This window comes from Streptomyces sp. NBC_01276, from assembly GCF_041435355.1.
GTDB lineage: Bacteria > Actinomycetota > Actinomycetes > Streptomycetales > Streptomycetaceae > Streptomyces.
In genome coordinates, this window is the sequence record NZ_CP108442.1 from 4361404 (window position 1) to 4386252 (window position 24849).

A 24849-nucleotide genomic window follows, 5' to 3' on the forward strand; every position below is an offset into this window, starting at 1 on the left:
ATGCCCGAGCTGAGGTCCCGCACCGTCACCCACGGCCGCAACATGGCAGGCGCTCGTGCGCTGATGCGCGCGTCGGGCGTAGCGAGCGAGGACATCGGCAAGCCGATCATCGCGGTCGCCAACTCCTTCACCGAGTTCGTCCCCGGCCACACCCACCTGGCCCCCGTCGGCCGCATCGTCTCGGACGCGATCCGCGCCGCCGGCGCGATCCCGCGCGAGTTCAACACCATCGCGGTCGACGACGGCATCGCCATGGGCCACGCCGGCATGCTCTACTCCCTGCCCTCCCGCGACCTGATCGCGGACTCGGTCGAGTACATGGTCGAGGCGCACTGCGCCGACGCGCTGATCTGCATCTCCAACTGCGACAAGATCACCCCCGGCATGCTGATGGCCGCCATGCGCCTCAACATCCCGGTCGTCTTCGTCTCCGGCGGCCCGATGGAGGCCGGCCAGGCCACCCTCGTCGACGGCACCGTCCGCAAGCTCGACCTGATCGACGCCATGGTCGACGCCTCCAACGAGAACGTCTCCGACGAGGACGTCCTGCGCATCGAGGAGAACGCCTGCCCGACCTGCGGCTCGTGTTCGGGCATGTTCACCGCCAACTCGATGAACTGCCTCGCCGAGGCCATCGGCCTCGCCCTCCCCGGCAACGGCTCGGTCCTCGCCACGCACACCGCCCGCCGCGCCCTGTACGAGGACGCCGGCCGCACGGTCGTGGAGATCACCAAGCGGTACTACGAGGGCGGCGACGAGTCCGTCCTCCCGCGCAACATCGCCACCCGCGAGGCCTTCGAGAACGCCATGGCCCTCGACATCGCCATGGGCGGCTCCACGAACACGATCCTCCACCTCCTCGCCGCCGCCCAGGAGGCCGGCCTGGACTACGACCTCACCGACATCGACGCCGTCTCCCGCCGCGTCCCGTGCCTGGCCAAGGTCGCCCCGAACGTGGCGCCCGGCGGCACGTACTACATGGAGGACATCCACCGCGCCGGCGGCATCCCCGCCATCCTCGGCGAACTGCACCGCGGCGGGCTCCTCAACAAGGACGTCACCACCGTCCACTCGGAGAACCTGGAGGACTGGCTCGCGCAGTGGGACGCCCGCTCCGGCACCGCCTCCGACGTGGCGATGGAGCTGTGGCACGCGGCCCCCGGCTGCAAGCGCTCCGCGACCGCCTTCTCCCAGTCCGAGCGCTGGGAGACCCTCGACCTCGACGCCGAGGGCGGATGCATCCGCTCCGTGCAGCACGCGTACTCCAAGGACGGCGGCCTCGCCGTCCTGCGCGGCAACATCGCGGCCGACGGCTGCGTGGTCAAGACCGCCGGCGTCGACGAGTCGATCTGGACCTTCGAGGGCCCGGCCGTGGTCTGCGAATCGCAGGACGAGGCCGTCGAGAAGATCCTCTCCAAGCAGATCGCGCCGGGCGACGTCGTCGTCATCCGCTACGAGGGCCCGCGCGGCGGCCCCGGCATGCAGGAGATGCTCTACCCCACCTCCTTCCTCAAGGGCCGCGGCCTCGGCAAGGTCTGCGCCCTGGTGACGGACGGCCGCTTCTCCGGCGGCACCTCGGGCCTGTCCATCGGCCACGCCTCCCCGGAGGCGGCCTCGGGCGGCAACATCGCCGTCGTCGAGGACGGTGACCGGATCCGCATCGACATCCCGAACCGCTCCATCGAGCTCCTGGTCTCCGACGAGGTGCTGGCGGCCCGGCACGAGGCCCTCGGCGGCGTCTACGCCCCGAAGGACCGCGAGCGCAATGTCTCCGCGGCCCTGCGCGCCTACGCGGCGATGGCCACCAGCGCCGACAAGGGCGCGGTCCGCGACGTCACCCGCCTGGGCTGACCCACCGGCATCCGGAACCCCGCCGGGCGGCTCACCACCCGGCGGGGTTCCGCGCGTCTCCTCCTTCACGCGTCGCTCGCGCCGTTCGGCGCCGGGGCGCCTTCCGGGCTTCGCGCCGCTGCGCCGGGCTCCGCCCGTCGGCCGCAGCGGCTCACCACCCGGCGGGGTTCCGCGCGTCCACGGCGAAGACGGTGCCGTCGGGGGCGGAGGCGTAGACCCGGCCGCCGGAGAACACGGGAGCGGGGACGGCGGCGCTCACCGTGCCCTGGCCGGTGGCCATGCGGGCCCTGGTCTGTCCCAGGAGCCGCCCCGTCGCCGCGTCGACGGCCAGCAGGCGGCCGTCCGACACGGTCAGGTACACCCGTCCGTCGAGGAACGCGGGACCGGACGCGCTCGCCGCGCCGGTCTCCAGCCGCCACAGCTCCTTGTTCGTGTCGACCGCCACGACCGCACCCTGCGTACCGAAGGCGTACACCGTTCCGTTCGGCTCCACCGTCGCCTGCGCGTCGTACAGCGGGGCCGACAGCTGGACCCGGTGGACCGAGCGCGTCGCCAGGTCGATCCGGACGATGCCGCCCGCGTGGGTCGTCGGATCGTTGTCCAGCAGGCAGACCGAACCGCGTGCCGTGCCGAACGGCTGCAGCCGGCCCACCGCCCGTACCTGCCAGCGCACCTCGCCGCTCGCCGCGTCGACCTCGGAGACCTGGGTGGACTTGCCGGCCGGATCGGCGGTCGACACGTAGAACACGGGCTCGCCCTTCTGGCCCCGGGCACCCCACCACCCGGATCCCGGCTCGCCCCGCCTGTTCCAGCGCTGGGCACCCGACGCGGCGTCGAAGGCGGTGACGCTCCCGTTCGGCGTCACCAGCAGGACGTGCGGACCGGCGGCCACCACGCGCCCGCCGGGAGGCAGCTTCTGCCGCCAGCGCTCCGCACCCGTACCCGCGTCCAGGGCCTGGAGGACCTCGCCGCCGGGAGCCGCCGCCAGCACCGTCCCGCCCGAGAACAGCGGGGTCATCGTGGTGGCACCCGGCTGGTCCGGGGCGTTCGTGCGGACGGCCCACGCCGTCGAACCGTCCGCGGCGTCGAGCCGGGCCGCGGCCAGCCCGCGGCCCGAGCAGTACACCCCGGTGGCCTCGGCCGAGCAGGACGCGGTGTGCCCGCCCAACGGGACCGACCACGGGGACACGGGGTGCCCCGCGGCGGCGGACGCCCCGGAATCCCGCGGTGCGCCCCGCTCGGGCGTCCGCGCGCCGGACCACAGGTACCCGCCGACGGCCACGGCGGCGAGCAGCAGCCCGAGGGCCCCCGCCGTGACCGCCCTCCGGCGTCCGGCGCGCCCGCGCGGCGCGTCCGCGGGGCCGACGGGAGCCACCGGGCCGACGGGGTCCACGGCCGGCCGGTCCCGGCGGTGCGTGATCTCCTCCTCGACCACGGGCCGGCGGGGGTGCGGTATGAAGGCCTGGGTGTCCTCGCCCGTCCGGCTCGTCACGGTCCGGATCTCGGCGATCAGCGCGTCGGCGGTCGGCCGGTCCGCCGGATCCTTCGCCAGGCACCGGGCCACGATCGGCACGAGCCGGGCCGGGAGCCCCGTCAGGTCCGGCTCGCTGTGCACCACCTGGTACGCCACGAGGTAGTGGCTGTCGGAGTCGAACGGCCCCCGCCCCGTCGCGGCGTGCACGAGCACCGCCCCCAGCGCGAACACGTCCGCCGCGGTCCCGACCTCGCGGGGCCGCTGGAACTGTTCCGGCGCCATGAACGGCGGCGTCCCGATCAGCTTGCCGGTCTCGGTGTGCAGGTCGCTGTCGGCCGGGCGCGAGATGCCGAAGTCGATGACCCGCACCCCGTCCGGGGCCATCAGCACGTTGCTGGGCTTCAGGTCCCGGTGCACGACCCCGGCCCGGTGGATGTCCCGCAGTGCCTCCGCCAGCCCGGCGGCGAGCCGGGCCAGCTCCGGCGGGTCCAGCACGCGTTCCCGTACCCGCTCGGAAAGCGTCGGGGCGTCGATGAACAGGGTGGCCATCCAGGGCCGTTCGGCATCCGGATCGGCGTCCACGACGGGCGCGGTGAACGCCCCGCTCACCCGCCGGGCGGCGGCGACCTCCTGCCGGAACCGCGCCCGGAACTCCGGATCCACCGCGTGCTGGGCGTGCACGACCTTGACGGCGAGTTTCAGCCCGGAGCTGGAGGCGGCCAGGTGGACGACGCCCATGCCACCGGAGCCGAGCACGGATTCGAGCCGGTACTGCCCGGCGTACTCCGGAAACCCCGCGTAGTCCGCGCGCAGCGAATGCACCGCTCACCACCCCCGTCGGAGCCTAGTCGATGGCACGTGCGAGCATCCAAGGGCTTGCTACCCTGCGCGCGTTGCGCAGCGCAACACCCATGGGGGGAGACGTCTTATGTCAGTCGAGAACGAATCGAGCCAAGCCCAGGGCCTCGCGGCCACCGCCGGCCTGCCGATGTTCCAGGTCGCGCCGGGGTACCGGGTCAACGTCCGCAGCGGTCCCGGCACCGGCTACGCGATCATCGACACCCTGCCGCTCGGCGCGAGCGTCTCGATCCGCTGCCAGTGCCCGGGGACCACGGTCTCGGGCCCGTACGGCACGACGGACATCTGGGACTGCATCGGCAACGGGAAGTTCATCTCGGACGCCTACGTGAAGACCGGCACCGACGGCTACGTCGCCGGCCGCTGCGACTGAGCGCCGCGGAACCGGGAACGGACGTGCGCCGGCCGGGACCCTCGTGCGAGGGACCCGGCCGGCGCGCCGCCGTGCGGAAGGGACGGCCTAGCGGGCGGTCTGCTTCCGCAGGACGTCCACGGCCCTGTCGAAGGCCGAGTCCCTCCCGGCGGCGAACTCCTCGTCGGTGAAGACCGGCTCGGTGAGGTGCGGCGCAATGCCCGTGCCGTCGAAGGTCCCGCCCGACCGGGTCAGGTACTCCTCGTTCGGCAGCCAGGCCGCCATGCCGTTGGGGAGGCCGCGCACCATGACGTCCGAGAAGACGCCCTGCGTGGGCTGCCCGATGCGGACCGTCCGGCCCGGCCGGTCCATGAGGGCCTGGACGAACGTTTCTCCCGCGCTGACGGTCGATCCGCCGGTCAGGACGGCGACCGGGCCGGTGTAACGGACGCCCTGCGCCGGCGTGACGTACACGGGCTGGGGGAGGGTGTGCCGGGTGGGGTCGGCGGGGTCGTTGCGGGCCCGCTTGGAGTAGGCGAGGTAGGGCGTGTCGGTGAGCCGCCCGGCGAGGTGCACGCCCAGGGCGTCGGAACCGCCGCCGTTGATCCGCAGGTCGATGACCAGGCCCTTCGGCGGCCGGCCGCCGTTCCGCCCGAGGGCCGTGTCCAGGGCCCTGTCGAGCTCGGCCAGCTCGGCGGCGTACGGGGCCCCGTCGGCCGCGTACCCGGCGAATCCGGAGATCCGCACGTAGCCCTGCCCGCCGGGGAGGTCGGCGTAGGTGATCCGCCCGTTGGCGAAGTCCCGGACGTTGCGGGCGTCCTTGAGGTCGCGCCCCACGACGAACTCCTTGACCCTGGCGTCCAGCGTGCCATCGGGCTGGACGGTGCCGGGGCGCCCCTGTGAGAAGAACCGCCTGCCGTCCTGGACGGCGACGTGGGCGTCGTTGAGCGGACCGACCATCTCGCTGAAGACGGCGAAGAGTTCGTCCGGGGACGTGTCCTCGTGGACCCCGGGCCGGTAGCGGTCGCGGACGGCGTGCCAGTCGACGCCCTTGGCGGCGAAGAAGGGGTAGTTCTCCTCGAAGGTCTGCCAGAAGACGTCGAAGGCGGCCGGCGACCCCTTGGCGGCCCGACCCGTACAGGCGTCGGGCAGCTCCGCGATCCTGTGCAGGTTCCGCGCGCCGACGTCGCCGTCCGCCCGTACGGACCCGCTGTCGCCGTCTCCCCGGGTGCGCACCGTGAGGACGACGCCGTCGCTCCTGGTGTAGGCACCGGGGCCGGTCCGCCGCGCGGAGTCGCCCGGCAGGCAGCTGACGGCGGTGGTCTGGTACTCCTGGAAAGTTCCGTTCCGGATGGACAGCACGGTGCCGTAGCCGTCCGTGCGCCAGATTCCGTCGGTGGACGGCGCCTGGGCCGCGGTGGCCGGCGCGGCTCCCGCGGCGAGGGCCAGGGCGACGGCGGTGGCCGTGATGATGCGCACGTTGTTCCTTGTCTGTGGACGGTTTTGCCGGGACCGCCCCACCGTCGCCGCCCCGGGGTTCCCCCGGCCATCCGGCTGCCCGGCCGACGGGGGGTGGGGACAGCCCCCTGTGCCGGAGGTGGGGCCGGCCCCCTCCATGGCCGCCCGACGACCGCCGGCCGACCCGGGGTCACCCGTTCCGCCACGCGAGACGCCCCCGGCACCCGCACCCCGCCGGGGGATAATCGCTGCTGTGAGCGACGACGACCGACGAGACCAGACCCACGGCCGGGAAGCGGACGCGGACCGGCCGGCCCCCGGGCCCCGGCCCGAGCCGATCAAGTTCTTCGGCACCACCTGGGTGGAGCACGACAACGGCTACGTCCTGCGCCGCGTCGCCGTCGCGGCCGGTTCGCTGCTCGGGGCCTTCGCCTCCGCGTACCTCCTGCGCTTCGCCTACGAGGGCCTGGAGATCGGCAACGTCGGCCCGTTCCTCAGCATCTCCGTGGTCGTGCTCTTCGCGATCGCCAGTTCCATCGCCTTCGTCAAGACCTGGGAGTCCTTCGGCCGCCGCCCCGCCCCGTCCTCCGACGAGGCCGCCCTCAAGGGCCTGAAGGCGATCGGTTTCATCGGCTCCCTCATCGCGTACTTCCTGCGCTGCCTCGTCGAAGCCCCCGGCGAGAAGCTCCGCCGCGCCGAGTACGAGCGGGCCGAGGCCGAGTACGCCCGCCGCCGCAGCACCCGTACCGGCAACCCGGCCGCCCGCCGCCCCAAGCGCAAGAAGTAGCCCGGGCGCACCCCGCGCCACCCGGTGGCCGCCCCCGCGCCGGACGGTGACCGGGCCGGGCGGCGACCGGGGCCGGCGACGTTCACCCCTCCCGCCGATTGACGGCCGGCACCGCCAGGAGCATTATTCATCACATGATGAATAACGGGTCCGAGAGGCCGTCGTCCACCGCACCCCCCGCCGTCCACGCCCACCGCCTCACCGTCCGCCGCGGCACCGGCCGCACCCCGCGCACCGTCCTCGACGACCTCGCCTTCGAAGTCCCCCGCAGCCGCATCACCGGCCTCCTCGGCCCCTCCGGCTGCGGCAAATCCACCCTCATGCGCGCCGTCGTCGGCACCCAGGCCCACGTCACCGGCACCCTCGACGTCCTCGGCCGCCCCGCCGGCCACCCCGCGCTCCGGTCCCGCATCGGCTACGTCACCCAGGCCCCCTCCGTCTACGACGACCTCACCGTCCGGCAGAACCTCGACTACTTCGCCGCCGTCCTCGACCCCGGCCGTGCCGCCGCCGACCGCCGCCGCGAAGCCGTCACCCGCGCCATCACCGACGTCGACCTCACCACCCGCGCCGACGCCCTCGCCGGCAACCTCTCCGGCGGCCAGCGCAGCCGGGTCTCCCTCGCCGTCGCCCTGCTCGGCACCCCCGAGCTGCTCGTCCTCGACGAACCCACCGTCGGCCTCGACCCCGTCCTGCGCCGCGACCTGTGGAACCTCTTCCACGACATCACCGCCACCCGCGGCGCCACGATCCTCGTCTCCTCCCACGTCATGGACGAGGCCGAGCGCTGCCACGACCTCCTCCTCATGCGCGAGGGCCGCATCCTCGCCCAGGACACCCCCGACGCGCTGCGCACCCGCACCCACGCCACCACCGTCGAGGAGGGCTTCCTCCGCCTCGTCGACGAAGCCGCCGCCGCGGCCGCCCGCACGACCTCCCCCGCCCTCCCGACCCAGGAGCAGATCCAGCGATGACCGCCATGACCGCGATGAGCGCCGCCCGCACCACCGCCACGGCCGCCCGCGTCCTGCGCCAGCTCCGTCACGACCCGCGCTCCATCGCCCTGATGCTGCTGGTCCCCGTCCTGATGCTGACCCTGCTCCGCTACGTCTTCGACGGCAGCCCGCGCACCTTCGACACCATCGGCGCGTCCCTCCTCGGGATCTTCCCCCTCATCACGATGTTCCTCGTCACCTCCATCGCCACCCTGCGCGAACGCACCTCCGGCACCCTCGAACGCCTCCTCGCCATGCCCCTGGGCAAGGGCGACCTCATCGCCGGCTACGCCCTCGCCTTCGGCGCCGTCGCCGTCGTCCAGTCCCTCCTCGCCACCGGCCTCGCCCTCTGGCTCCTCGGCCTCGACGTCGTCGGCTCCCCCTGGCTGCTCCTGCTCGTCGCCCTCCTCGACGCCCTCCTCGGCACCGCCCTCGGCCTCTTCGTCTCCGCCTTCGCCGCGTCCGAGTTCCAGGCCGTCCAGTTCATGCCGGCCGTGATCTTCCCGCAGCTGCTCCTGTGCGGACTCTTCGCCGCCCGCGACACCATGCAGCCGGTCCTCTCGGGCATCTCCGACGTCCTGCCCATGTCCTACGCCGTCGACGGCATGACCCAGGTCCTCACCCACACCGACATGACGGCCGACTTCGTCCGCGACACCGTCGTCGTCGCCGCCTGCGCCCTCCTCGTCCTCGCCCTCGGCGCCGCCACCCTCCGCCGCCGCACCCCGTAGACCGCCCACGGACCGGACACGCCCGGCCCGACCGCGCAGCCGGGTGCAAGGATGAGCGCGTACGTCCTTACGTTCGTTCGGCGAGGTGAATCGGGCATGACCCAGACAGTCGCAGTCCTCGGTACCGGCAAGATCGGCGAGGCCCTGCTCAGCGGGATGATCCGCGGCGGCTGGCCCGCGGCGAAACTCCTCGTCACCGCCCGCCGCCCCGAACGCGCGGAGGAGCTCCGCACCCGCTACGGCGTCGAGGCCGTCACCAACGCCGAGGCCGCCAAGCGCGCCGACACCCTCATCCTCACCGTGAAGCCGCAGGACATGGGCAAGCTCCTCGAAGAGCTCGCCCCGCACGTCCCCGCCGGCCGCCTGGTCATCAGCGGCGCGGCCGGCATCCCGACCTCCTTCTTCGAGGAGCGGCTCGCCCCCGGCACCCCCGTCGTCCGCGTCATGACGAACACCCCCGCCCTCGTCGACGAGGCCATGTCCGTCATCTCGGCCGGCAGCCACGCCACCGCCGCCCACCTCGCCCACACCGAGGAGATCTTCGGCGGCGTCGGCAAGACCCTGCGCGTCCCCGAGTCCCAGCAGGACGCGGCCACCGCCCTCTCCGGCTCCGGCCCCGCTTACTTCTACTTCCTGGTCGAGGCCATGACCGATGCCGGCATCCTCCTCGGACTGCCCCGCGCCCAGGCCCACGACCTCATCGTCCAGGCCGCCATCGGCGCCGCCGTGATGCTCCGCGACAGCGGCGAGCACCCGGTCAAGCTCCGTGAGGCCGTCACCTCCCCGGCCGGTACGACCATCAACGCGATCGTCGAGCTCGAACGGCACGGCGTACGGGCCGCCCTGATCGCGGCCCTCGAAGCGGCCCGCGACCGCAGTCGCGAACTGGCCTCCGGCAACAGCTGACGCAGACGTCCGGAGACACGGGTCGTAGGGGCCCGCGCGAGCGCGGCCCCTACGACCCGGTCCCCCCTCAGGCCTCCAGCAGCCCGATGGCCCGGTACGCCCGGTCCACGACCGGCCGCGCCAGGGCCCGCGCCCGCCCGGCCCCCTCCCGCAGCACCTTCTCCACCGCCGCCGGATCGGCCGCGAGCTCGGCGTGCCGCTCCTGCACCGGCCGCAGCAGCTCCACCACCGCGTCGGCGACGTCCCGCTTGAGCGCCCCGTACCCGCTGTACCCCTCCGCGAGCGCGGCCGGATCCCCGTCGGTACAGGCGGCCAGCACGTCCAGCAGGTTCGCGACCCCCGGCCGCGCCTCCCGGTCGTAGACGACACCGCCGTCCCCGCTGTCGGTCACCGCCCGCATGACCTTCTTACGGATCACCTCGGGCTCGTCCAGCATGAACACCACCCCGGGCCCCGCCCCGCCGGACTTCCCCATCTTCGACGTGGGCTCCTGAAGGTCCATGACCCGCGCGGCCACCTTCGGCAGCGTCACCTCCGGCACCGTGAACGTGTGCCCGTACCGCTGGTTGAACCGCACCGCCAGATCCCGGGCCAGCTCCACGTGCTGCCGCTGGTCCTCACCCACCGGGACCTCCTCGGTCCCGTACGCGAGGATGTCGGCGGCCATCAGCACGGGATACGTCAGGAGCGACAGCCGTACGCCCTCCCCGGACGCCTGCGCCTGCGCGGACTTCTCCTTGTACTGGATCATCCGGCGCATCTCGCCGTCGGTGGCGGTGCATTCCAGGACGTACGAGAGACGGGTGTGCTCGTCGACGTGGCTCTGCATGAACAGGGTGCACTTCTGCGGGTCCAGCCCGGAGGCGAGGAACAGCGTCGCCACCTGCCTGCTGAGCCGGCGCACCCGCGCGGGGTCGTGCTCGACGGTCAGCGCGTGGAGGTCCACGACGCAGAACAGCGCCTCGTCCGGCTGCTGGTCGGCCGCGACCCACTGCCGGAGGGCCCCCAGGTAGTTCCCCAGCGTCAGGTGCCCGGTCGGCTTGATCCCGCTGAAGATCCTCGTCATGTTCCTGTCTCCCTGTTCGTGGCTGGTGTGTCGGTGTCGGGACCGCCGCGTCGGGCGACCGAGCCACTCCCGGGAGGGGAGAAACAGAAACGGCCGCCGGAAGCGGCGGCCGTGAGCGCATGCGTGCTCGCGTGTCGGTCGGCCGCCGTCAGGCGGCCCACCAGCGAAGGCTGGGCACGAGCGCATGCGTAGTCATGGGAGGCAGCGTAGCCCGGGAGGTATGAGGAGCGTGTGAGGTTTCCGGACAACCTGCCGGGGGTTGACACGTCTGTGCCCGATCCGTAAGGTTCTTCGAGTTGTCCGAAGTGAGCGCCGACCCCGGTCGGTCCCCGGACAGCCATCCCGCACTACACATTCGAACGAACGACGCATGTTGTCGTCTCGTTTTCATGCGTATTTGCGAATGAGGAATCTGCGTCCCAGGACGCGGCCCCCGATTGGCTTCGGGGGCAGGGAATCCGCTACTGTCTCACTCGCCGGAAGGGCCCAACAGCCCGGAACGCAAAACCCGCTGACTGGGAGTCAGGCCCGAAAGGATCTGATAGAGTCGGAACCGCCGGAAAGGGAAAGCGCGAAAGCGCAGGACCTCGAAAGCACCGAGGAAAATCGGACACGAAAAAGTCTGATAGAATCGGAAACGCAAGAACAACAGAACGAAAGCCCGGAGGAAAGCCCCAGTAAGTGTTACTGAGGGTGAGTACAAAGGAAGCGTCCGTTCCTTGAGAACTCAACAGCGTGCCAAAAATCAACGCCAGAAGTTGATACCCCGTCCACTTCGGTGGATGAGGTTCCTTTGAAAAAGACCTGTGAGGTCGCCTTCGGGTGATGCTTGCAGGCAACCAAACACAGCGAGGACGTTGTGGCGCGTCGGTCATATTCCGACATGACGTGCCCGCTCTAAGTGTGTGTTGACCCGATTACGGGTAAACATTCATGGAGAGTTTGATCCTGGCTCAGGACGAACGCTGGCGGCGTGCTTAACACATGCAAGTCGAACGATGAAGCCCTTCGGGGTGGATTAGTGGCGAACGGGTGAGTAACACGTGGGCAATCTGCCCTTCACTCTGGGACAAGCCCTGGAAACGGGGTCTAATACCGGATAACACTCCTGCCCGCATGGGCGGGGGTTAAAAGCTCCGGCGGTGAAGGATGAGCCCGCGGCCTATCAGCTTGTTGGTGGGGTAATGGCCCACCAAGGCGACGACGGGTAGCCGGCCTGAGAGGGCGACCGGCCACACTGGGACTGAGACACGGCCCAGACTCCTACGGGAGGCAGCAGTGGGGAATATTGCACAATGGGCGAAAGCCTGATGCAGCGACGCCGCGTGAGGGATGACGGCCTTCGGGTTGTAAACCTCTTTCAGCAGGGAAGAAGCGAAAGTGACGGTACCTGCAGAAGAAGCGCCGGCTAACTACGTGCCAGCAGCCGCGGTAATACGTAGGGCGCAAGCGTTGTCCGGAATTATTGGGCGTAAAGAGCTCGTAGGCGGCTTGTCACGTCGGATGTGAAAGCCCGAGGCTTAACCTCGGGTCTGCATTCGATACGGGCTAGCTAGAGTGTGGTAGGGGAGATCGGAATTCCTGGTGTAGCGGTGAAATGCGCAGATATCAGGAGGAACACCGGTGGCGAAGGCGGATCTCTGGGCCATTACTGACGCTGAGGAGCGAAAGCGTGGGGAGCGAACAGGATTAGATACCCTGGTAGTCCACGCCGTAAACGTTGGGAACTAGGTGTTGGCGACATTCCACGTCGTCGGTGCCGCAGCTAACGCATTAAGTTCCCCGCCTGGGGAGTACGGCCGCAAGGCTAAAACTCAAAGGAATTGACGGGGGCCCGCACAAGCGGCGGAGCATGTGGCTTAATTCGACGCAACGCGAAGAACCTTACCAAGGCTTGACATATACCGGAAAGCATTAGAGATAGTGCCCCCCTTGTGGTCGGTATACAGGTGGTGCATGGCTGTCGTCAGCTCGTGTCGTGAGATGTTGGGTTAAGTCCCGCAACGAGCGCAACCCTTGTCCTGTGTTGCCAGCATGCCCTTCGGGGTGATGGGGACTCACAGGAGACCGCCGGGGTCAACTCGGAGGAAGGTGGGGACGACGTCAAGTCATCATGCCCCTTATGTCTTGGGCTGCACACGTGCTACAATGGCCGGTACAATGAGCTGCGATACCGTGAGGTGGAGCGAATCTCAAAAAGCCGGTCTCAGTTCGGATTGGGGTCTGCAACTCGACCCCATGAAGTCGGAGTCGCTAGTAATCGCAGATCAGCATTGCTGCGGTGAATACGTTCCCGGGCCTTGTACACACCGCCCGTCACGTCACGAAAGTCGGTAACACCCGAAGCCGGTGGCCCAACCCGTAAGGGAGGGAGCTGTCGAAGGTGGGACTGGCGATTGGGACGAAGTCGTAACAAGGTAGCCGTACCGGAAGGTGCGGCTGGATCACCTCCTTTCTAAGGAGCATATAGCCGACTGCGATCGAATGAATCGCACGGTTGCTCATGGGTGGAACGTTGATTATTTGGCACGGTTTCCGGAACATCCTGTAAGTACTGCTTCGGCGTGGAAAACAGTGATAGTCGAGGGGATCGTGCCTGGCACGTTGTTGGGTATCTGAGGGTACGGCCGTAAGGTCTTATCTTCGCGATGCCGGCCCCAGTGAACCTGGTCCTTAGGGATGAGGGTGATGGGTGGCTGGTCGTTGCTTGAGAACTACACAGTGGACGCGAGCATCTGTGGCCAAGTTTTTAAGGGCGCACGGTGGATGCCTTGGCACCAGGAACCGATGAAGGACGTGAGAGGCCGCGATAGGCCCCGGGGAGCTGCCAACTGAGCTTTGATCCGGGGGTGTCCGAATGGGGAAACCCGGCAGTCGTCATGGGCTGTCACCCATGCCTGAACACATAGGGCATGTGGAGGGAACGAGGGGAAGTGAAACATCTCAGTACCCTCAGGAAGAGAAAACAACCGTGATTCCGGGAGTAGTGGCGAGCGAAACCGGATGAGGCCAAACCGTATGCGTGTGATACCCGGCAGGGGTTGCGCATACGGGGTTGTGGGAATTCTTTTGATCGGTCTGCCGGCCGGTCGGCGAGTCAGAAACCGTTGATGTAGTCGAAGGACATGCGAAAGGTCCGGCGTAGAGGGTAAGACCCCCGTAGACGAAACATCAGCGGCTTGCTTAAGAATCTCCCAAGTAGCACGGGGCCCGAGAAATCCCGTGTGAATCTGGCGGGACCACCCGCTAAGCCTAAATATTCCCTGGTGACCGATAGCGGATAGTACCGTGAGGGAATGGTGAAAAGTACCGCGGGAGCGGAGTGAAATAGTACCTGAAACCGTGTGCCTACAAGCCGTGGGAGCGTCGCTGTATGTGCTTGCACATACAGTCGTGACTGCGTGCCTTTTGAAGAATGAGCCTGCGAGTTAGCGGTGTGTAGCGAGGTTAACCCGTGTGGGGAAGCCGTAGCGAAAGCGAGTCCGAATAGGGCGATTGAGTTGCACGCTCTAGACCCGAAGCGGAGTGATCTAGCCATGGGCAGGTTGAAGCGGAGGTAAGACTTCGTGGAGGACCGAACCCACCAGGGTTGAAAACCTGGGGGATGACCTGTGGTTAGGGGTGAAAGGCCAATCAAACTCCGTGATAGCTGGTTCTCCCCGAAATGCATTTAGGTGCAGCGTCGTGTGTTTCTTGCCGGAGGTAGAGCACTGGATAGGCGATGGGCCCTACCGGGTTACTGACCTTAGCCAAACTCCGAATGCCGGTAAGTGAGAGCACGGCAGTGAGACTGTGGGGGATAAGCTCCATGGTCGAGAGGGAAACAGCCCAGAGCATCGACTAAGGCCCCTAAGCGTACGCTAAGTGGGAAAGGATGTGGAGTCGCAGAGACAACCAGGAGGTTGGCTTAGAAGCAGCCACCCTTGAAAGAGTGCGTAATAGCTCACTGGTCAAGTGATTCCGCGCCGACAATGTAGCGGGGCTCAAGCGTACCGCCGAAGTCGTGTCATTGCAGCAATAGGGCCAACGCCCGCTGTGATGGGTAGGGGAGCGTCGTGTGCCGGGTGAAGCAGCAGCGGAAGCTAGTTGTGGACGGTTCACGAGTGAGAATGCAGGCATGAGTAGCGATACACACGTGAGAAACGTGTGCGCCGATTGACTAAGGGTTCCTGGGTCAAGCTGATCTGCCCAGGGTAAGTCGGGACCTAAGGCGAGGCCGACAGGCGTAGTCGATGGACAACCGGTTGATATTCCGGTACCCGCTTTGAAACGCCCAATATCGAATCAGGCGATGCTAAGTCCGTGAAGCCGTTCCGGACCCTTCGGGGAAAGGAAAGTGGTGGAGCCGACGAACCAGACTTGTAGTAGGTAAGCGATGGGGTGACGCAGGAAGGTAGTCCAGCCCGGGCGGTGGTTGTCCCGGGGTAAGGGTGTAGGCCGAGGGGTAGGCAAATCCGTCCCTCATTAAGGCTGAGACCTGATGCCGAGCCGATTGTGGTGAAGTGGATGATCCTATGCTGTCGAGAAAAGCCTCTAGCGAGTTTCATGGCGGCCCGTACCCTAAACCGACTCAGGTGGTCAGGTAGAGAATACCGAGGCGTTCGGGTGAACTATGGTTAAGGAACTCGGCAAAATGCCCCCGTAACTTCGGGAGAAGGGGGGCCATCACTGGTGATCGGACTTGCTCCGTGAGCTGGGGGTGGCCGCAGAGACCAGCGAGAAGCGACTGTTTACTAAAAACACAGGTCCGTGCGAAGCCGTAAGGCGATGTATACGGACTGACGCCTGCCCGGTGCTGGAACGTTAAGGGGACCGGTTAGTGACCTTTCGGGGTTGCGAAGCTGAGAACTTAAGCGCCAGTAAACGGCGGTGGTAACTATAACCATCCTAAGGTAGCGAAATTCCTTGTCGGGTAAGTTCCGACCTGCACGAATGGCGTAACGACTTCTCGACTGTCTCAACCATAGGCCCGGTGAAATTGCACTACGAGTAAAGATGCTCGTTTCGCGCAGCAGGACGGAAAGACCCCGGGACCTTTACTACAGTTTGATATTGGTGTTCGGTTCGGCTTGTGTAGGATAGGTGGGAGACTTTGAAGCCGTGACGCCAGTCATGGTGGAGTCGCCGTTGAAATACCACTCTGGTCGTGCTGGATGTCTAACCTCGGTCCGTGATCCGGATCAGGGACAGTGTCTGATGGGTAGTTTAACTGGGGCGGTTGCCTCCCAAAGGGTAACGGAGGCGCCCAAAGGTTCCCTCAGCCTGGTTGGCAATCAGGTGTTGAGTGTAAGTGCACAAGGGAGCTTGACTGTGAGACCGACGGGTCGAGCAGGGACGAAAGTCGGGACTAGTGATCCGGCGGTGGCTTGTGGAAGCGCCGTCGCTCAACGGATAAAAGGTACCCCGGGGATAACAGGCTGATCTTCCCCAAGAGTCCATATCGACGGGATGGTTTGGCACCTCGATGTCGGCTCGTCGCATCCTGGGGCTGGAGTCGGTCCCAAGGGTTGGGCTGTTCGCCCATTAAAGCGGTACGCGAGCTGGGTTTAGAACGTCGTGAGACAGTTCGGTCCCTATCCGCTGTGCGCGTAGGAATATTGAGAAGGGCTGTCCCTAGTACGAGAGGACCGGGACGGACGAACCTCTGGTGTGCCAGTTGTCCTGCCAAGGGCATGGCTGGTTGGCTACGTTCGGGAGGGATAACCGCTGAAAGCATCTAAGCGGGAAGCCTGCTTCAAGATGAGTATTCCCACCTCCTTGAGAGGGTAAGGCTCCCAGTAGACGACTGGGTTGATAGGCCAGATGTGGAAGCCCGGTAACGGGTGGAGCTGACTGGTACTAATAGGCCGAGGGCTTGTCCTCAGTTGCTCGCGTCCACTGTGTTAGTTCTGAAGTAACGAACCGTGTCCATGCCCGGTTGGTCAACTTCATAGTGTTTCGGTGGTCATAGCGTTAGGGAAACGCCCGGTTACATTCCGAACCCGGAAGCTAAGCCTTTCAGCGCCGATGGTACTGCAGGGGGGACCCTGTGGGAGAGTAGGACGCCGCCGAACAATCATTGTGGGAAAGCCCCGCACCTTATGGTGCGGGGCTTTTCTGCGTTTACGGGCCTTTACCCGGTCCCCGCCGGGCCGGCCGGTGGCGGGTCGACCGTCGGTTCCACCGTTTACCCGCACGGGGTTGCCGGGAACCCGCGCCGGTCGCTCGTACGCTGGGTGGATGGGCTATGAGCTGGTCATCTTCGACAACGACGGCGTCCTCGTGGACAGCGAGCCGCTCGCCAACTCCATCCTGTCCGCGTACCTGACGGAGATCGGGCACCCGACCACCTACGAGGAGTCCCTGCGGGACTACATGGGGGCGGCGGTGCACCGGGTGCACGACCTGGTCTTCGAACGGACCGGGCAGCGGCTGCCCGAGGAGTTCGACCACACCTTGCAGGAACGGATCTCGGCCGGGTTCGCACGGGAGCTCAAGCCCGTCCCCGGGATCACCGAGGTGCTGGCCGAGCTGTCCGCGCAGGGGGTGCCGTACTGCCTGGCCTCCTCCGGGACCCACGAGCGGATCCGGGTCGGACACCGCAGCGCCGGCCTGGGGGAGTGGTTCGAGGAAGAGTGGATCTTCAGCGCGGAGGACGTGGGGCGGGGCAAGCCTGCGCCGGACCTGTTCCTGCACGCCGCCGACATGATGGGCGTCGAGCCCGCGCGGTGCGTGGTGGTCGAGGACAGTCCGCTCGGGGTGGAGGCCGCACGGGCCGCGGGGATGGACGTCCTCGCGTACACCTCGATGTCCCCCGCCACCGCCCTCCCCGGGGCCACCGGCTACTTCGGCGAGATGAAGGAGCTCTCCGCCCTGCTCGGATTGGGTGTGTGATCTCTCTACCCACCGGTAAGTGGGGCGCCTACGCTGTGCCGCCATGACAGTTGACGTGCGGCTGCGGCGCGGGCGGGGCGCGCTCGGGTTCAGCTTCTTCGCGCAGGGCGTCGCCTTCGCCCTGCTGGTGACCCGGATCCCGGCCATCCAGGGCCAGTACGGGATATCCGACGGGCTGCTGCCCGCCTTCCTCGCCGCCGTGCCGATCCTCGCCGGGGTCTCCAGCGTCGCCACCGAGCACCTGGTGAAGCGGATCGCGCCGAGCACGGTGCTGCGGTGCGTCCAGCCCGTCGTGCTGCTGGCGCTGCTCGGCGTCGGGGCCGGTACCCGGATGTGGCACGTCGCGGTGGCCCTGGGGGTGTTCGGGCTGGCGGTCGGTGCACTGGATGCCTCGATGAACATGCTGGGGGTGAGCCTCCAGCGGGCGTACGGGCGCAGCATCATGCTCGGGTTCCACGCGGCGTACAGCCTCGGCGGGATCCTGGGGGCCTCGGCGGCCTGGGCGGGCGCGCACTGGCACCTGGCGCTGTTCACCGGGTACCTGCCGGCCGTGCTGGTGCTGCTGCCGGTGGTGCTGGCGGGCGGCCGGTCCTACGTGGACGCGGCGGCGGCCGACGGGGCCGGGGAGGCGGCCGAGGGGTGGCCGGCCGGGGGCGGGAAGCTGCTGCTGCCGCTGTGCCTGGTGATGACGTGCGCGTACATCGGGGACTCGACGGTGGCGAACTGGAGTGCCAAGTACCTCCAGGACGTGCTGGGCAGCTCGGAGCAGCTGGCGACGGTCCCGTACAACGTGTACATGGTGACGACCCTGATCGGGCGGGCCGTGGGCGACCTCGGGGTGCGCCGGTTCGGGGCGGTGGCCGTGGTGCGGGGCGGGACGGTGGTGGCGGCCGGCGGGTTCGCGGTGGTGGCCGCCGCGCCCGGGGCGTGGACGGGGATGCTCGGGTTCACGCTGCTGGGCATCGGGCTGTGCGTGATCGTGCCGCAGACCTTCGCCGCCGCGGGGCGGCGCTTCCCGGGGGCTTCGGACACGGCCGTCGCGCGGCTGAACATCTTCAACTACGTGGGTTTCCTGATCGGTTCGCCGCTCGTCGGCGGGATCGGGGACGCCTGGAACTACCGGGGGGCGATGCTCGTACCGATGGTGCTCGTGCTGGTCACGCTCTCCCAGGCCCGCTCGTTCGGTCCGGAGCGGGCCCGATACGGTGTCGGGCATGAGCGGCGAGCCGGTGACCGGGCTGTTGATGTGGGACGAGGCGGTAACGAGGTATGACTTCGGACCGAGCCATCCGATGGACCCGGTGCGCCTGGCGCTGACCATGGGCCTGGTGCGCGCCTTCGGGCTGGACCGGGCGATGAAGGTGCGGGCGGCCCGGCCGGCCGGCGATTCGACGCTGCGGCTGGTGCACCGCGAGGACTACGTGGCCGCGGTGCGCGAGGTGTCGGCCGACCCGGGGGTGGCCGACGGTTCGTACGGGCTCGGGACGGTGGACGATCCGGCGTTCCCCGGGATGCACGAGGCCTCGGCGCTGATCGCCGGCCAGTCGGTGGCGGGGGCGGAGGCGCTCTGGGCCGGTGAGGCGGAGCACGCGGTGAACTTCGCGGGTGGGCTGCACCACGCGATGCCGGGTGGGGCCGCCGGGTTCTGCGTGTACAACGACGCGGCCCTCGCCATCGCGCGGCTCCTGGAACTGGGGGCCGAACGGGTGGCGTACGTCGATGTGGACGTCCACCACGGGGACGGCGTGCAGACGGCGTTCTGGGACGATCCGCGGGTCCTGACGGTGTCGGTGCACGAGCACCCGCGGACGCTGTTCCCGCAGACGGGCTGGCCGCAGGAGACGGGCGGCGCGGCGGCCGAGGGGTCCGCGGTGAACGTGGCGCTGCCCGCCGGGACGGGTGACGAGGGCTGGCTGCGGGCCTTCCACGCGACGGTGCCGGAGCTGCTGGCGGACTTCCGGCCGCAGGTGCTGGTGACCCAGCACGGGGCCGACACGCACTTCGAGGACCCGCTCGCCCATCTGGCGGTGTCGCTGGACGCGCAGCGGGCGGTGCAGGAGGCCTGTCACCGGCTGGCGCACGAGTACGCGGGCGGGCGGTGGCTGGCGCTGGGCGGCGGCGGGTACGCGGTGGTGGACGTCGTACCGCGGTCGTGGACGCACCTGGTGGGGATCGCGGCGCACCGGCCGGTGGACCCGGCGGCGGCGGTTCCGCAGGAGTGGCGGGACCAGGTGTACGCGCGGACGCGGCAGCCGGGGCCGGCGCGGATGACGGACGGCCGTGACGCGCGGTGGCGGGACTGGGAGGCCGGTTACGATCCCGCGGACGCGACGGATCAGGCCGTTCTGGCGACGCGCCGGGCGGTGTTCCCGTTGCGCGGGATGCTCGTGTGACGATGCACCGTTACGCCGACTGTGGGGCGGTTCACGAGAACTGATGAAGCGCCAGGTGGGCTGCGGCAGCATCGGAGGGTGTTGAGCACCGGCGCGTTGCGTGCGCATCTGCTGGCCGCCCGGTTGGCCGGGCCCGTCGCCACGTCGAGGGAGTCGAGCCTGCGCCGTTACCGGCTGTTCGCGGCGGGGGACCCGCGGGTGCTGCTGGGGCTGGACCCTGAGCGGGGCTGGGGCGAGGGCGAGCTGCTGCGGCTGATGGCGGCCAAATGCGGGGTCTCGGCGGATCCGGCGCACGTCAGCGGGCCGGACGTGATCGATCCGGAGCTGACGGTGGCGGCCCTGGAGGCCTTCGCGGAGCGGTTGGGCGCGGCGGCCGGGGCGCGGTCGCCCGTGCTGTTCGGCACGGGGCATCCGCACCGTCTCCTGGGGTTCTACGCCGCTTTGGCCGGGGCGCTGTCGGCGGCGGGATGTGATGTCCTCACCCCGGCGCAGGGGGTCGATGTCGACATGGCGACCCGGTTCGGCGTACGCCCCTACCGGATCGATTACGTACGGGGAGTCGCACTGGTGCGGGAACCCGGCGCGCGGCGGGCCGGGAGTGCGACCGGCGTGCACTCCCATTCGCCGCTGCCGGTTCGGATCGCTCTGGGGGCGCTGGCGGAGGCCGGGGGGCCGCTGCCGGAGCTGGTGGTCGGGGATCACGGGTGGGTCTGCGGCGCAGGTCAGCTCGGTGTGGACGCGATCGGGCTGGCCGACGCGGATGATCCCGCGCTGTTCGTCGGGGAGGCCGAGGGGCGGGTCGCGGTGACCGTTCCGCTTGATGACGGGGCGCGCTCGGAGCACTACGCTCCGCTCGCCCGGTACGTGCTGCGCCGTGCGCGGCTGTCGGTGCGTCAGGAGTGGCCGTAGCTCCTCTTCCCCACTCGTATCACACGCCCCTACTCTGGGGAGTGAGCGTGCGACGACGAGGAGTAACCGGAGGGGAAGCCGGTGCCCGTCATGCGCGGAAGGTCAAGGTGTGTCATGGCTGCTGGCGAGAGGCCTCTCAGTGAGGTTCAGTTCCTGACCGTGGCGGAGGTCGCCTCGGTGATGCGAGTGTCGAAGATGACCGTGTACCGGCTGGTGCACAACGGTCATCTGCCCGCAATCCGGGTGGGCCGGTCCTTCCGGGTCCCCGAGAACGCGGTCCACGAGTACCTCCGGGAGTCCTATGTGGGGGTGGAGTCGGCCTGAGACTGAGGCTCGGGAAGATCTACGGAGGGCTCGGATTACAAGCCTGGTCTCCGGGCGGGTAGGCTAGGCCGACGTAGGTCGTGTGGGCCCAGACGCCCCGCACCGATCCCCGCCAAGGCGGGGATGTTCCGAGAAGTGAGCGAGGGTAGTCGTGGGCTCTGTTATCAAGAAGCGGCGCAAGCGGATGGCTAAGAAGAAGCACCGCAAGCTGCTCAAGCGCACCCGCGTCCAGCGCCGTAACAAGAAGTAAACGGCAGCTGTACGTGTTCTCCGCAGCCCCTCCACCATCCTGGTGGAGGGGCTGCGGTGCAGCCGGGGTACTTCTTCGAGGGAGGCGCTGAGCTCGTGGGCAAGGTCGTACTCGTCACCGGGGCTGCCCGGCAGCTGGGAGGCCGCTTCGTGCGGCGCATCCAGCGCTACCCGGAGGTGGAACGGGTCATCGCGGTCGACGCGGTGAGCCCGCCGCACCGGCTCGGCTCGGCCGAGTTCGTGCGTACGGACATCAGGCAGTCGGCCATCGCCCGCGTGCTCGCCGAGCACGCCGTGGACACGGTGGTCCACCTGGCCGTCACGGGCGGCGCCGCGGGCGCCCCGGGCGGGCGCAGCGCCGTCAAGGAAACGAACGTCATCGGGACGATGCAGCTCCTCGGGGCCTGCCAGAAGTCGCCGACGGTACGACGGCTCGTGGTGAAGTCGAGCACCAGCGTGTACGGGGGCACCTCCCGGGACCCGGCCGTCTTCACCGAGACCACCCAGCCGAAGTCCCTGCCGAGCGCCGGCTTCGCGAAGGACGCGGCGGAGGTCGAGGGATACGTACGGGGCTTCGCGCGCCGGCGGCCGGACGTGGCGGTGTGCGTGCTGCGCTTCGCGAACATCCTGGGGCCGTTCGCGGATTCGGCGCTGGCGGAGTACTTCTCGATGCCGGTGATGCCGACGGTGCTGGGCTACGACCCGAGGCTGCAGTTCGTCCACGAGGACGACGTGGTGGACGTGCTCCGGCTGGCGGCGGGGGAGCCGCAGCGGGGGACGCTGAACAGCGGCACGTTCAACATCGCGGGGGACGGGGTGCTGCTGCTGTCGCAGTGCTCACGGAGGCTGGGGCGGCCGACGGTGCCGCTGTTGCTGCCCGCGGTGACGTGGGTGGGGTCGGCGCTGCGCGCGGTCGGGGTGACGGACTTCTCCCCGGAGCAGATCCGGCTGCTGACCCACGGCCGGGTCGTGGAGACCTCGCAGATGCGGGACACCCTGGGGTTCCGGCCGATGTACACGACGGTGGAGACCTTCGCCGACTTCGCGCGCAGCCGCGGGAGCGGCCTCCTGCCTCCGGAGCGGGTGGAGCGGGCCGTGCGGCGGGCGGCGGCCGTGCTGAAGGTGGAGGGCCTGGATGTGGGTGCCGGTGTGGACGAGGGAGCGAAGCGATAGTGGCGGACGCGAAGGTGATCCCGTTCGACGAGGACCGGCCGCGCCGGCGCGGCGCGGTCCGGAAGGTACGGGCGGTGCCGGCTCCGGTGGACCCGGTGGACCCGGTGGAGCCCCCCGTGGGGTCCGGCCCCGAGCCGGTTCCGGCGGGGGCCGGTGACGGCTGGGACCGGCGGATCGCGGGCGGGCTGGCGTTCCTGCGGCGACGGATCACCGGGGAGTACGAGGTCGACGACTTCGGCTACGACAAGGAACTGACGGACCAGGTCCTGATGTCCCTGCTGCGGCCGCTGTACGACAAGTACTTCCGGGTGGAGGTCAAGGGGATCGAGAACATCCCCAAGGAGGGTGGTGCGCTGATCGTGGCGAACCACTCGGGGACGCTCCCGCTGGACGGGCTGATGCTCCAGGTGGCCGTGCACGACCGGCATCCCGCGGAGCGGCACCTGCGGCTGCTGGCGGCGGACCTGGTGTTCATGCTGCCGGTGGTGAACGAGGTCGCCCGCAAGGCCGGGCACACCCTGGCCTGCGCGGAGGACGCGCAGCGGCTCCTGGAGGCCGGGGAGCTGGTCGGGGTGATGCCGGAGGGCTTCAAGGGGATAGGGAAGCCGTTCGGCGAGCGGTACAAGCTCCAGCGGTTCGGCCGGGGCGGCTTCGTCTCGACGGCGCTGAGGGCGGGTACTCCGATCGTGCCCTGCTCGATCGTGGGCGCGGAGGAGATCTATCCGATGATCGGCAACGCGAAGACGCTCGCGCGGTTGCTGGGGCTGCCGTACTTCCCGGTGACGCCGACGTTCCCGTGGCTGGGGCCGCTGGGCGCGGTGCCGCTGCCGACGAAGTGGACGATCCAGTTCGGGGAGCCGATCCCGACGGACGGGTACGCGCCGGAGGCGGCGGAGGACCCGATGCTGATGTTCAACCTCACGGACCAGGTCCGGGAGCAGATCCAGCACACCCTGTACAAGCTGCTGGTGCAGCGGCGATCGGTGTTCTTCTGAGCCGGAGCGGCTGAACGGCGGCAGTGGCGGCCGAGCGGCGGCAGGACGAAGCGGGGGTCGCGCGGTGCGCGGCCCCCGCTTTCGCGTCGGCTACTGGCCGGTGTCCTCCGCGTTGAGGCCCAGGCCCGGGAGGAGGCCCGGGAGGAGCGGCGGGAGGGTGATGTCCGGCTTCGGCTGGTCCGGGGTCGCCGAGGAGGGCGGGGTGGACTGGCCCGGGGCCGGGGGGTGGAGCAGGTCGCCGGCGCCGCCCAGGAGTCCGCCCGCGCCGGGAGCCGGGGGCCGGCTGCCGGAGGGGCTGGGGGTGCCCTGGGGCGCCGCCTGGGAGGAGGCGCCCGGCTCCGGCTGGGTCTGCTGCTTGCCCGCCGCCGGACTGCTGGGCTGTTTGGCGGGCGCGCCCGAGCCGCGCGTCTGTTCCGGGGGCTTGGGGAGCAGTCCCTGGAGCGGCGCCACGTCTTCGTCTATGGCCTGGAACACCGATTCGACCTCGCCCCCGACGTCGTTGAGCTGCGGCGGGAGCTTCTCCCGGAGCCTGCCCCACGCGTCGCGATGGGAGCGGGAGAACGAGGACAGCGTCTGGATCGGGCCGAGGGATCCGTCCCGTTCGTACGCCGCCTGGAGCAGCCGGTGGCCTTCGGCGGCGTCGTGCTTCATGCCCGCGAGGGCCCGGCGGATCGCGCCCAGCACCTCGTGGTCCAGTGGGCCCGAACGGCCGCGCTCCATGAGCCGGCGCGCTTCCGACAGCCGGTTCGAGGCCTGGTCCAGGTAGAGCTCGCCCCGGTCCGCGTCCTCGTCGGCCATGCCCAGCTTCAGATCCTCCATGCCCCGCTTGACGGGGTAGAGGGAGTCACCGGGCAGGGCGTCGGTGCTGGCAGCGGCCACTCCGCTGAAGGCCCCTGCGGCCACACCCACGGTGAGGCCCCCCGCTGCGATGCCCTTGGACCAGCGGGAGCGGGGCCGCAATTTCCGGAGCGAGGTCGCCCGGTGGGCGCCGCGGCCGGTCCGCTGCTCGGGCACCAGAGGGTCCTCGGCGGCACCGCCCCCGGCCCTCTCCTCCATCACCATGGCCTCCATGGCGGCGACGAGCTGGGCTCGTTGCACCACTTTGACCTCGGGGTCCAGCACCGGGCGCGGCATTCTTTCGCCGAGCACGCTCGCCAGGGCCAACAGCCGGTCGTGGTCGGCAGGTTCGGCAGGTGCCTCGGACTGCTCGGCCGCCGGGTCCGGTTCCGAAAGGTCGGACGTGGTCCGATCCTCCAGGGCCTGGGCGAAGGCGTTCGCCCGCCGGTGCGGAGTAACGTTCGCGATCACTGGCGGCACCTCCTCTCGTCATGACGATCGACTCCCCAAGCTGTCCGGAAGGTTGCCTTCCTTGAGCACATCCACACTTTCGGGTGAGCGGCTTCGGGCAGGGCGTGTCCACAGGGAGCCTGCATCCCGCACAACGAGCGGCGCGGC

The 24849-nt window shown here is 69.1% G+C and carries 18 protein-coding genes and 3 rRNA genes; 17 read left to right on the plus strand and 4 right to left on the minus strand.

All coding sequences use genetic code 11. The features are described 5' to 3' along the window. On the plus strand, positions 1-1851 hold the full coding sequence (gene ilvD, locus OG295_RS19515) for a dihydroxy-acid dehydratase (protein ID WP_371678020.1): 1851 nt from the start codon (positions 1-3) through the stop codon (positions 1849-1851). 151 nt (positions 1852-2002) lie between these two features. On the opposite strand, the gene OG295_RS19520 is transcribed toward ilvD, so the two are convergent. After that, on the minus strand, positions 2003-4147 hold the full coding sequence (locus tag OG295_RS19520) for a PQQ-binding-like beta-propeller repeat protein (protein ID WP_371678021.1): 2145 nt from the start codon (positions 4145-4147) through the stop codon (positions 2003-2005). Positions 4148-4253: 106 nt separating this feature from the next. On the opposite strand from OG295_RS19520, the gene OG295_RS19525 reads away from it, so the two are divergent. After that, positions 4254-4556: a peptidase gene (locus tag OG295_RS19525; RefSeq protein ID WP_266839783.1), complete on the plus strand. Its 303-nt coding sequence runs from the start codon at positions 4254-4256 to the stop codon at positions 4554-4556. 87 nt (positions 4557-4643) lie between these two features. On the opposite strand, the gene OG295_RS19530 is transcribed toward OG295_RS19525, so the two are convergent. Then, positions 4644-6014: a S41 family peptidase gene (locus tag OG295_RS19530; RefSeq protein WP_371678022.1), complete on the minus strand. Its 1371-nt coding sequence runs from the start codon at positions 6012-6014 to the stop codon at positions 4644-4646. Positions 6015-6246: 232 nt separating this feature from the next. Between OG295_RS19530 and OG295_RS19535 the strand changes: the two genes are divergently transcribed. The 4 genes from OG295_RS19535 to proC all read left to right on the plus strand — a co-directional run bounded on the left by OG295_RS19535 (position 6247) and on the right by proC (position 9412). Continuing rightward, on the plus strand, positions 6247-6780 hold the full coding sequence (locus tag OG295_RS19535) for a hypothetical protein (RefSeq protein ID WP_371678023.1): 534 nt from the start codon (positions 6247-6249) through the stop codon (positions 6778-6780). Between the two features lie 134 nt (positions 6781-6914). Continuing rightward, a complete protein-coding gene (locus OG295_RS19540; protein ID WP_371678024.1) occupies positions 6915-7754 on the plus strand; it encodes an ABC transporter ATP-binding protein in 840 nt (279 codons plus the stop codon). Further along, positions 7751-8506, plus strand: coding sequence for an ABC transporter permease (locus OG295_RS19545; protein ID WP_371678025.1), 756 nt, complete (start codon positions 7751-7753; stop codon positions 8504-8506). The genes OG295_RS19540 and OG295_RS19545 overlap by 4 nt, the downstream gene beginning before the upstream one ends. 96 nt (positions 8507-8602) lie before the next feature. After that, positions 8603-9412 carry a pyrroline-5-carboxylate reductase gene (gene proC, locus OG295_RS19550; protein ID WP_371678026.1) on the plus strand — a complete coding sequence of 270 codons (810 nt, stop codon included), beginning with the start codon at positions 8603-8605 and terminating at the stop codon, positions 9410-9412. 67 nt (positions 9413-9479) lie between these two features. Here proC and trpS read toward each other — a convergent pair whose 3' ends face one another. Continuing rightward, entirely contained in the window at positions 9480-10478 is a 999-nt protein-coding gene (gene trpS, locus OG295_RS19555; RefSeq protein WP_371678027.1) for a tryptophan--tRNA ligase, read from the minus strand. A 930-nt stretch (positions 10479-11408) separates the two neighbouring features. Here trpS and OG295_RS19560 point away from each other — a divergent pair. From OG295_RS19560 to OG295_RS19610, 11 genes are all read left to right on the plus strand, one after another. Beyond that, a 16S ribosomal RNA gene (locus OG295_RS19560) occupies positions 11409-12933 on the plus strand. A 284-nt stretch (positions 12934-13217) separates the two neighbouring features. After that, positions 13218-16340, plus strand: a 23S ribosomal RNA gene (locus tag OG295_RS19565). Between the two features lie 74 nt (positions 16341-16414). Beyond that, positions 16415-16531, plus strand: a 5S ribosomal RNA gene (gene rrf, locus OG295_RS19570). The 16S, 23S and 5S rRNA genes sit together here, the layout of an rRNA operon. A gap of 166 nt (positions 16532-16697) precedes the next feature. After that, the gene (locus OG295_RS19575) at positions 16698-17351 is read left to right on the plus strand and encodes an HAD family hydrolase (protein WP_371678028.1); all 654 of its coding nucleotides are present in this window, start codon (positions 16698-16700) and stop codon (positions 17349-17351) included. Positions 17352-17394: 43 nt separating this feature from the next. Next, positions 17395-18624: an MFS transporter gene (locus OG295_RS19580; RefSeq protein WP_371678029.1), complete on the plus strand. Its 1230-nt coding sequence runs from the start codon at positions 17395-17397 to the stop codon at positions 18622-18624. Further along, positions 18596-19744 carry an acetoin utilization protein AcuC gene (locus OG295_RS19585; RefSeq protein WP_371681236.1) on the plus strand — a complete coding sequence of 383 codons (1149 nt, stop codon included), beginning with the start codon at positions 18596-18598 and terminating at the stop codon, positions 19742-19744. The genes OG295_RS19580 and OG295_RS19585 overlap by 29 nt, the downstream gene beginning before the upstream one ends. A gap of 78 nt (positions 19745-19822) precedes the next feature. Further along, positions 19823-20653, plus strand: a complete 831-nt coding sequence (locus OG295_RS19590; RefSeq protein WP_371678030.1) for a phosphatase — start codon at positions 19823-19825, stop codon at positions 20651-20653. 114 nt (positions 20654-20767) lie between these two features. Further along, positions 20768-20977, plus strand: a complete 210-nt coding sequence (locus tag OG295_RS19595) for a helix-turn-helix domain-containing protein (RefSeq protein WP_008738568.1) — start codon at positions 20768-20770, stop codon at positions 20975-20977. 151 nt (positions 20978-21128) lie between these two features. After that, a complete protein-coding gene (locus OG295_RS19600) occupies positions 21129-21227 on the plus strand; it encodes a 30S ribosomal protein bS22 (protein ID WP_003948845.1) in 99 nt (32 codons plus the stop codon). 95 nt (positions 21228-21322) lie between these two features. Then, a complete protein-coding gene (locus tag OG295_RS19605; protein ID WP_371678031.1) occupies positions 21323-22399 on the plus strand; it encodes an NAD-dependent epimerase/dehydratase family protein in 1077 nt (358 codons plus the stop codon). Beyond that, positions 22399-23394: a lysophospholipid acyltransferase family protein gene (locus tag OG295_RS19610; RefSeq protein ID WP_371678032.1), complete on the plus strand. Its 996-nt coding sequence runs from the start codon at positions 22399-22401 to the stop codon at positions 23392-23394. Before OG295_RS19605 ends, OG295_RS19610 begins: the two co-directional genes overlap by 1 nt. 90 nt (positions 23395-23484) lie before the next feature. Here OG295_RS19610 and OG295_RS19615 read toward each other — a convergent pair whose 3' ends face one another. Next, complete coding sequence (locus OG295_RS19615; protein WP_371678033.1) at positions 23485-24702, minus strand: DUF5667 domain-containing protein; 1218 nt, start codon at positions 24700-24702, stop codon at positions 23485-23487. Positions 24703-24849 lie beyond the last annotated feature (147 nt).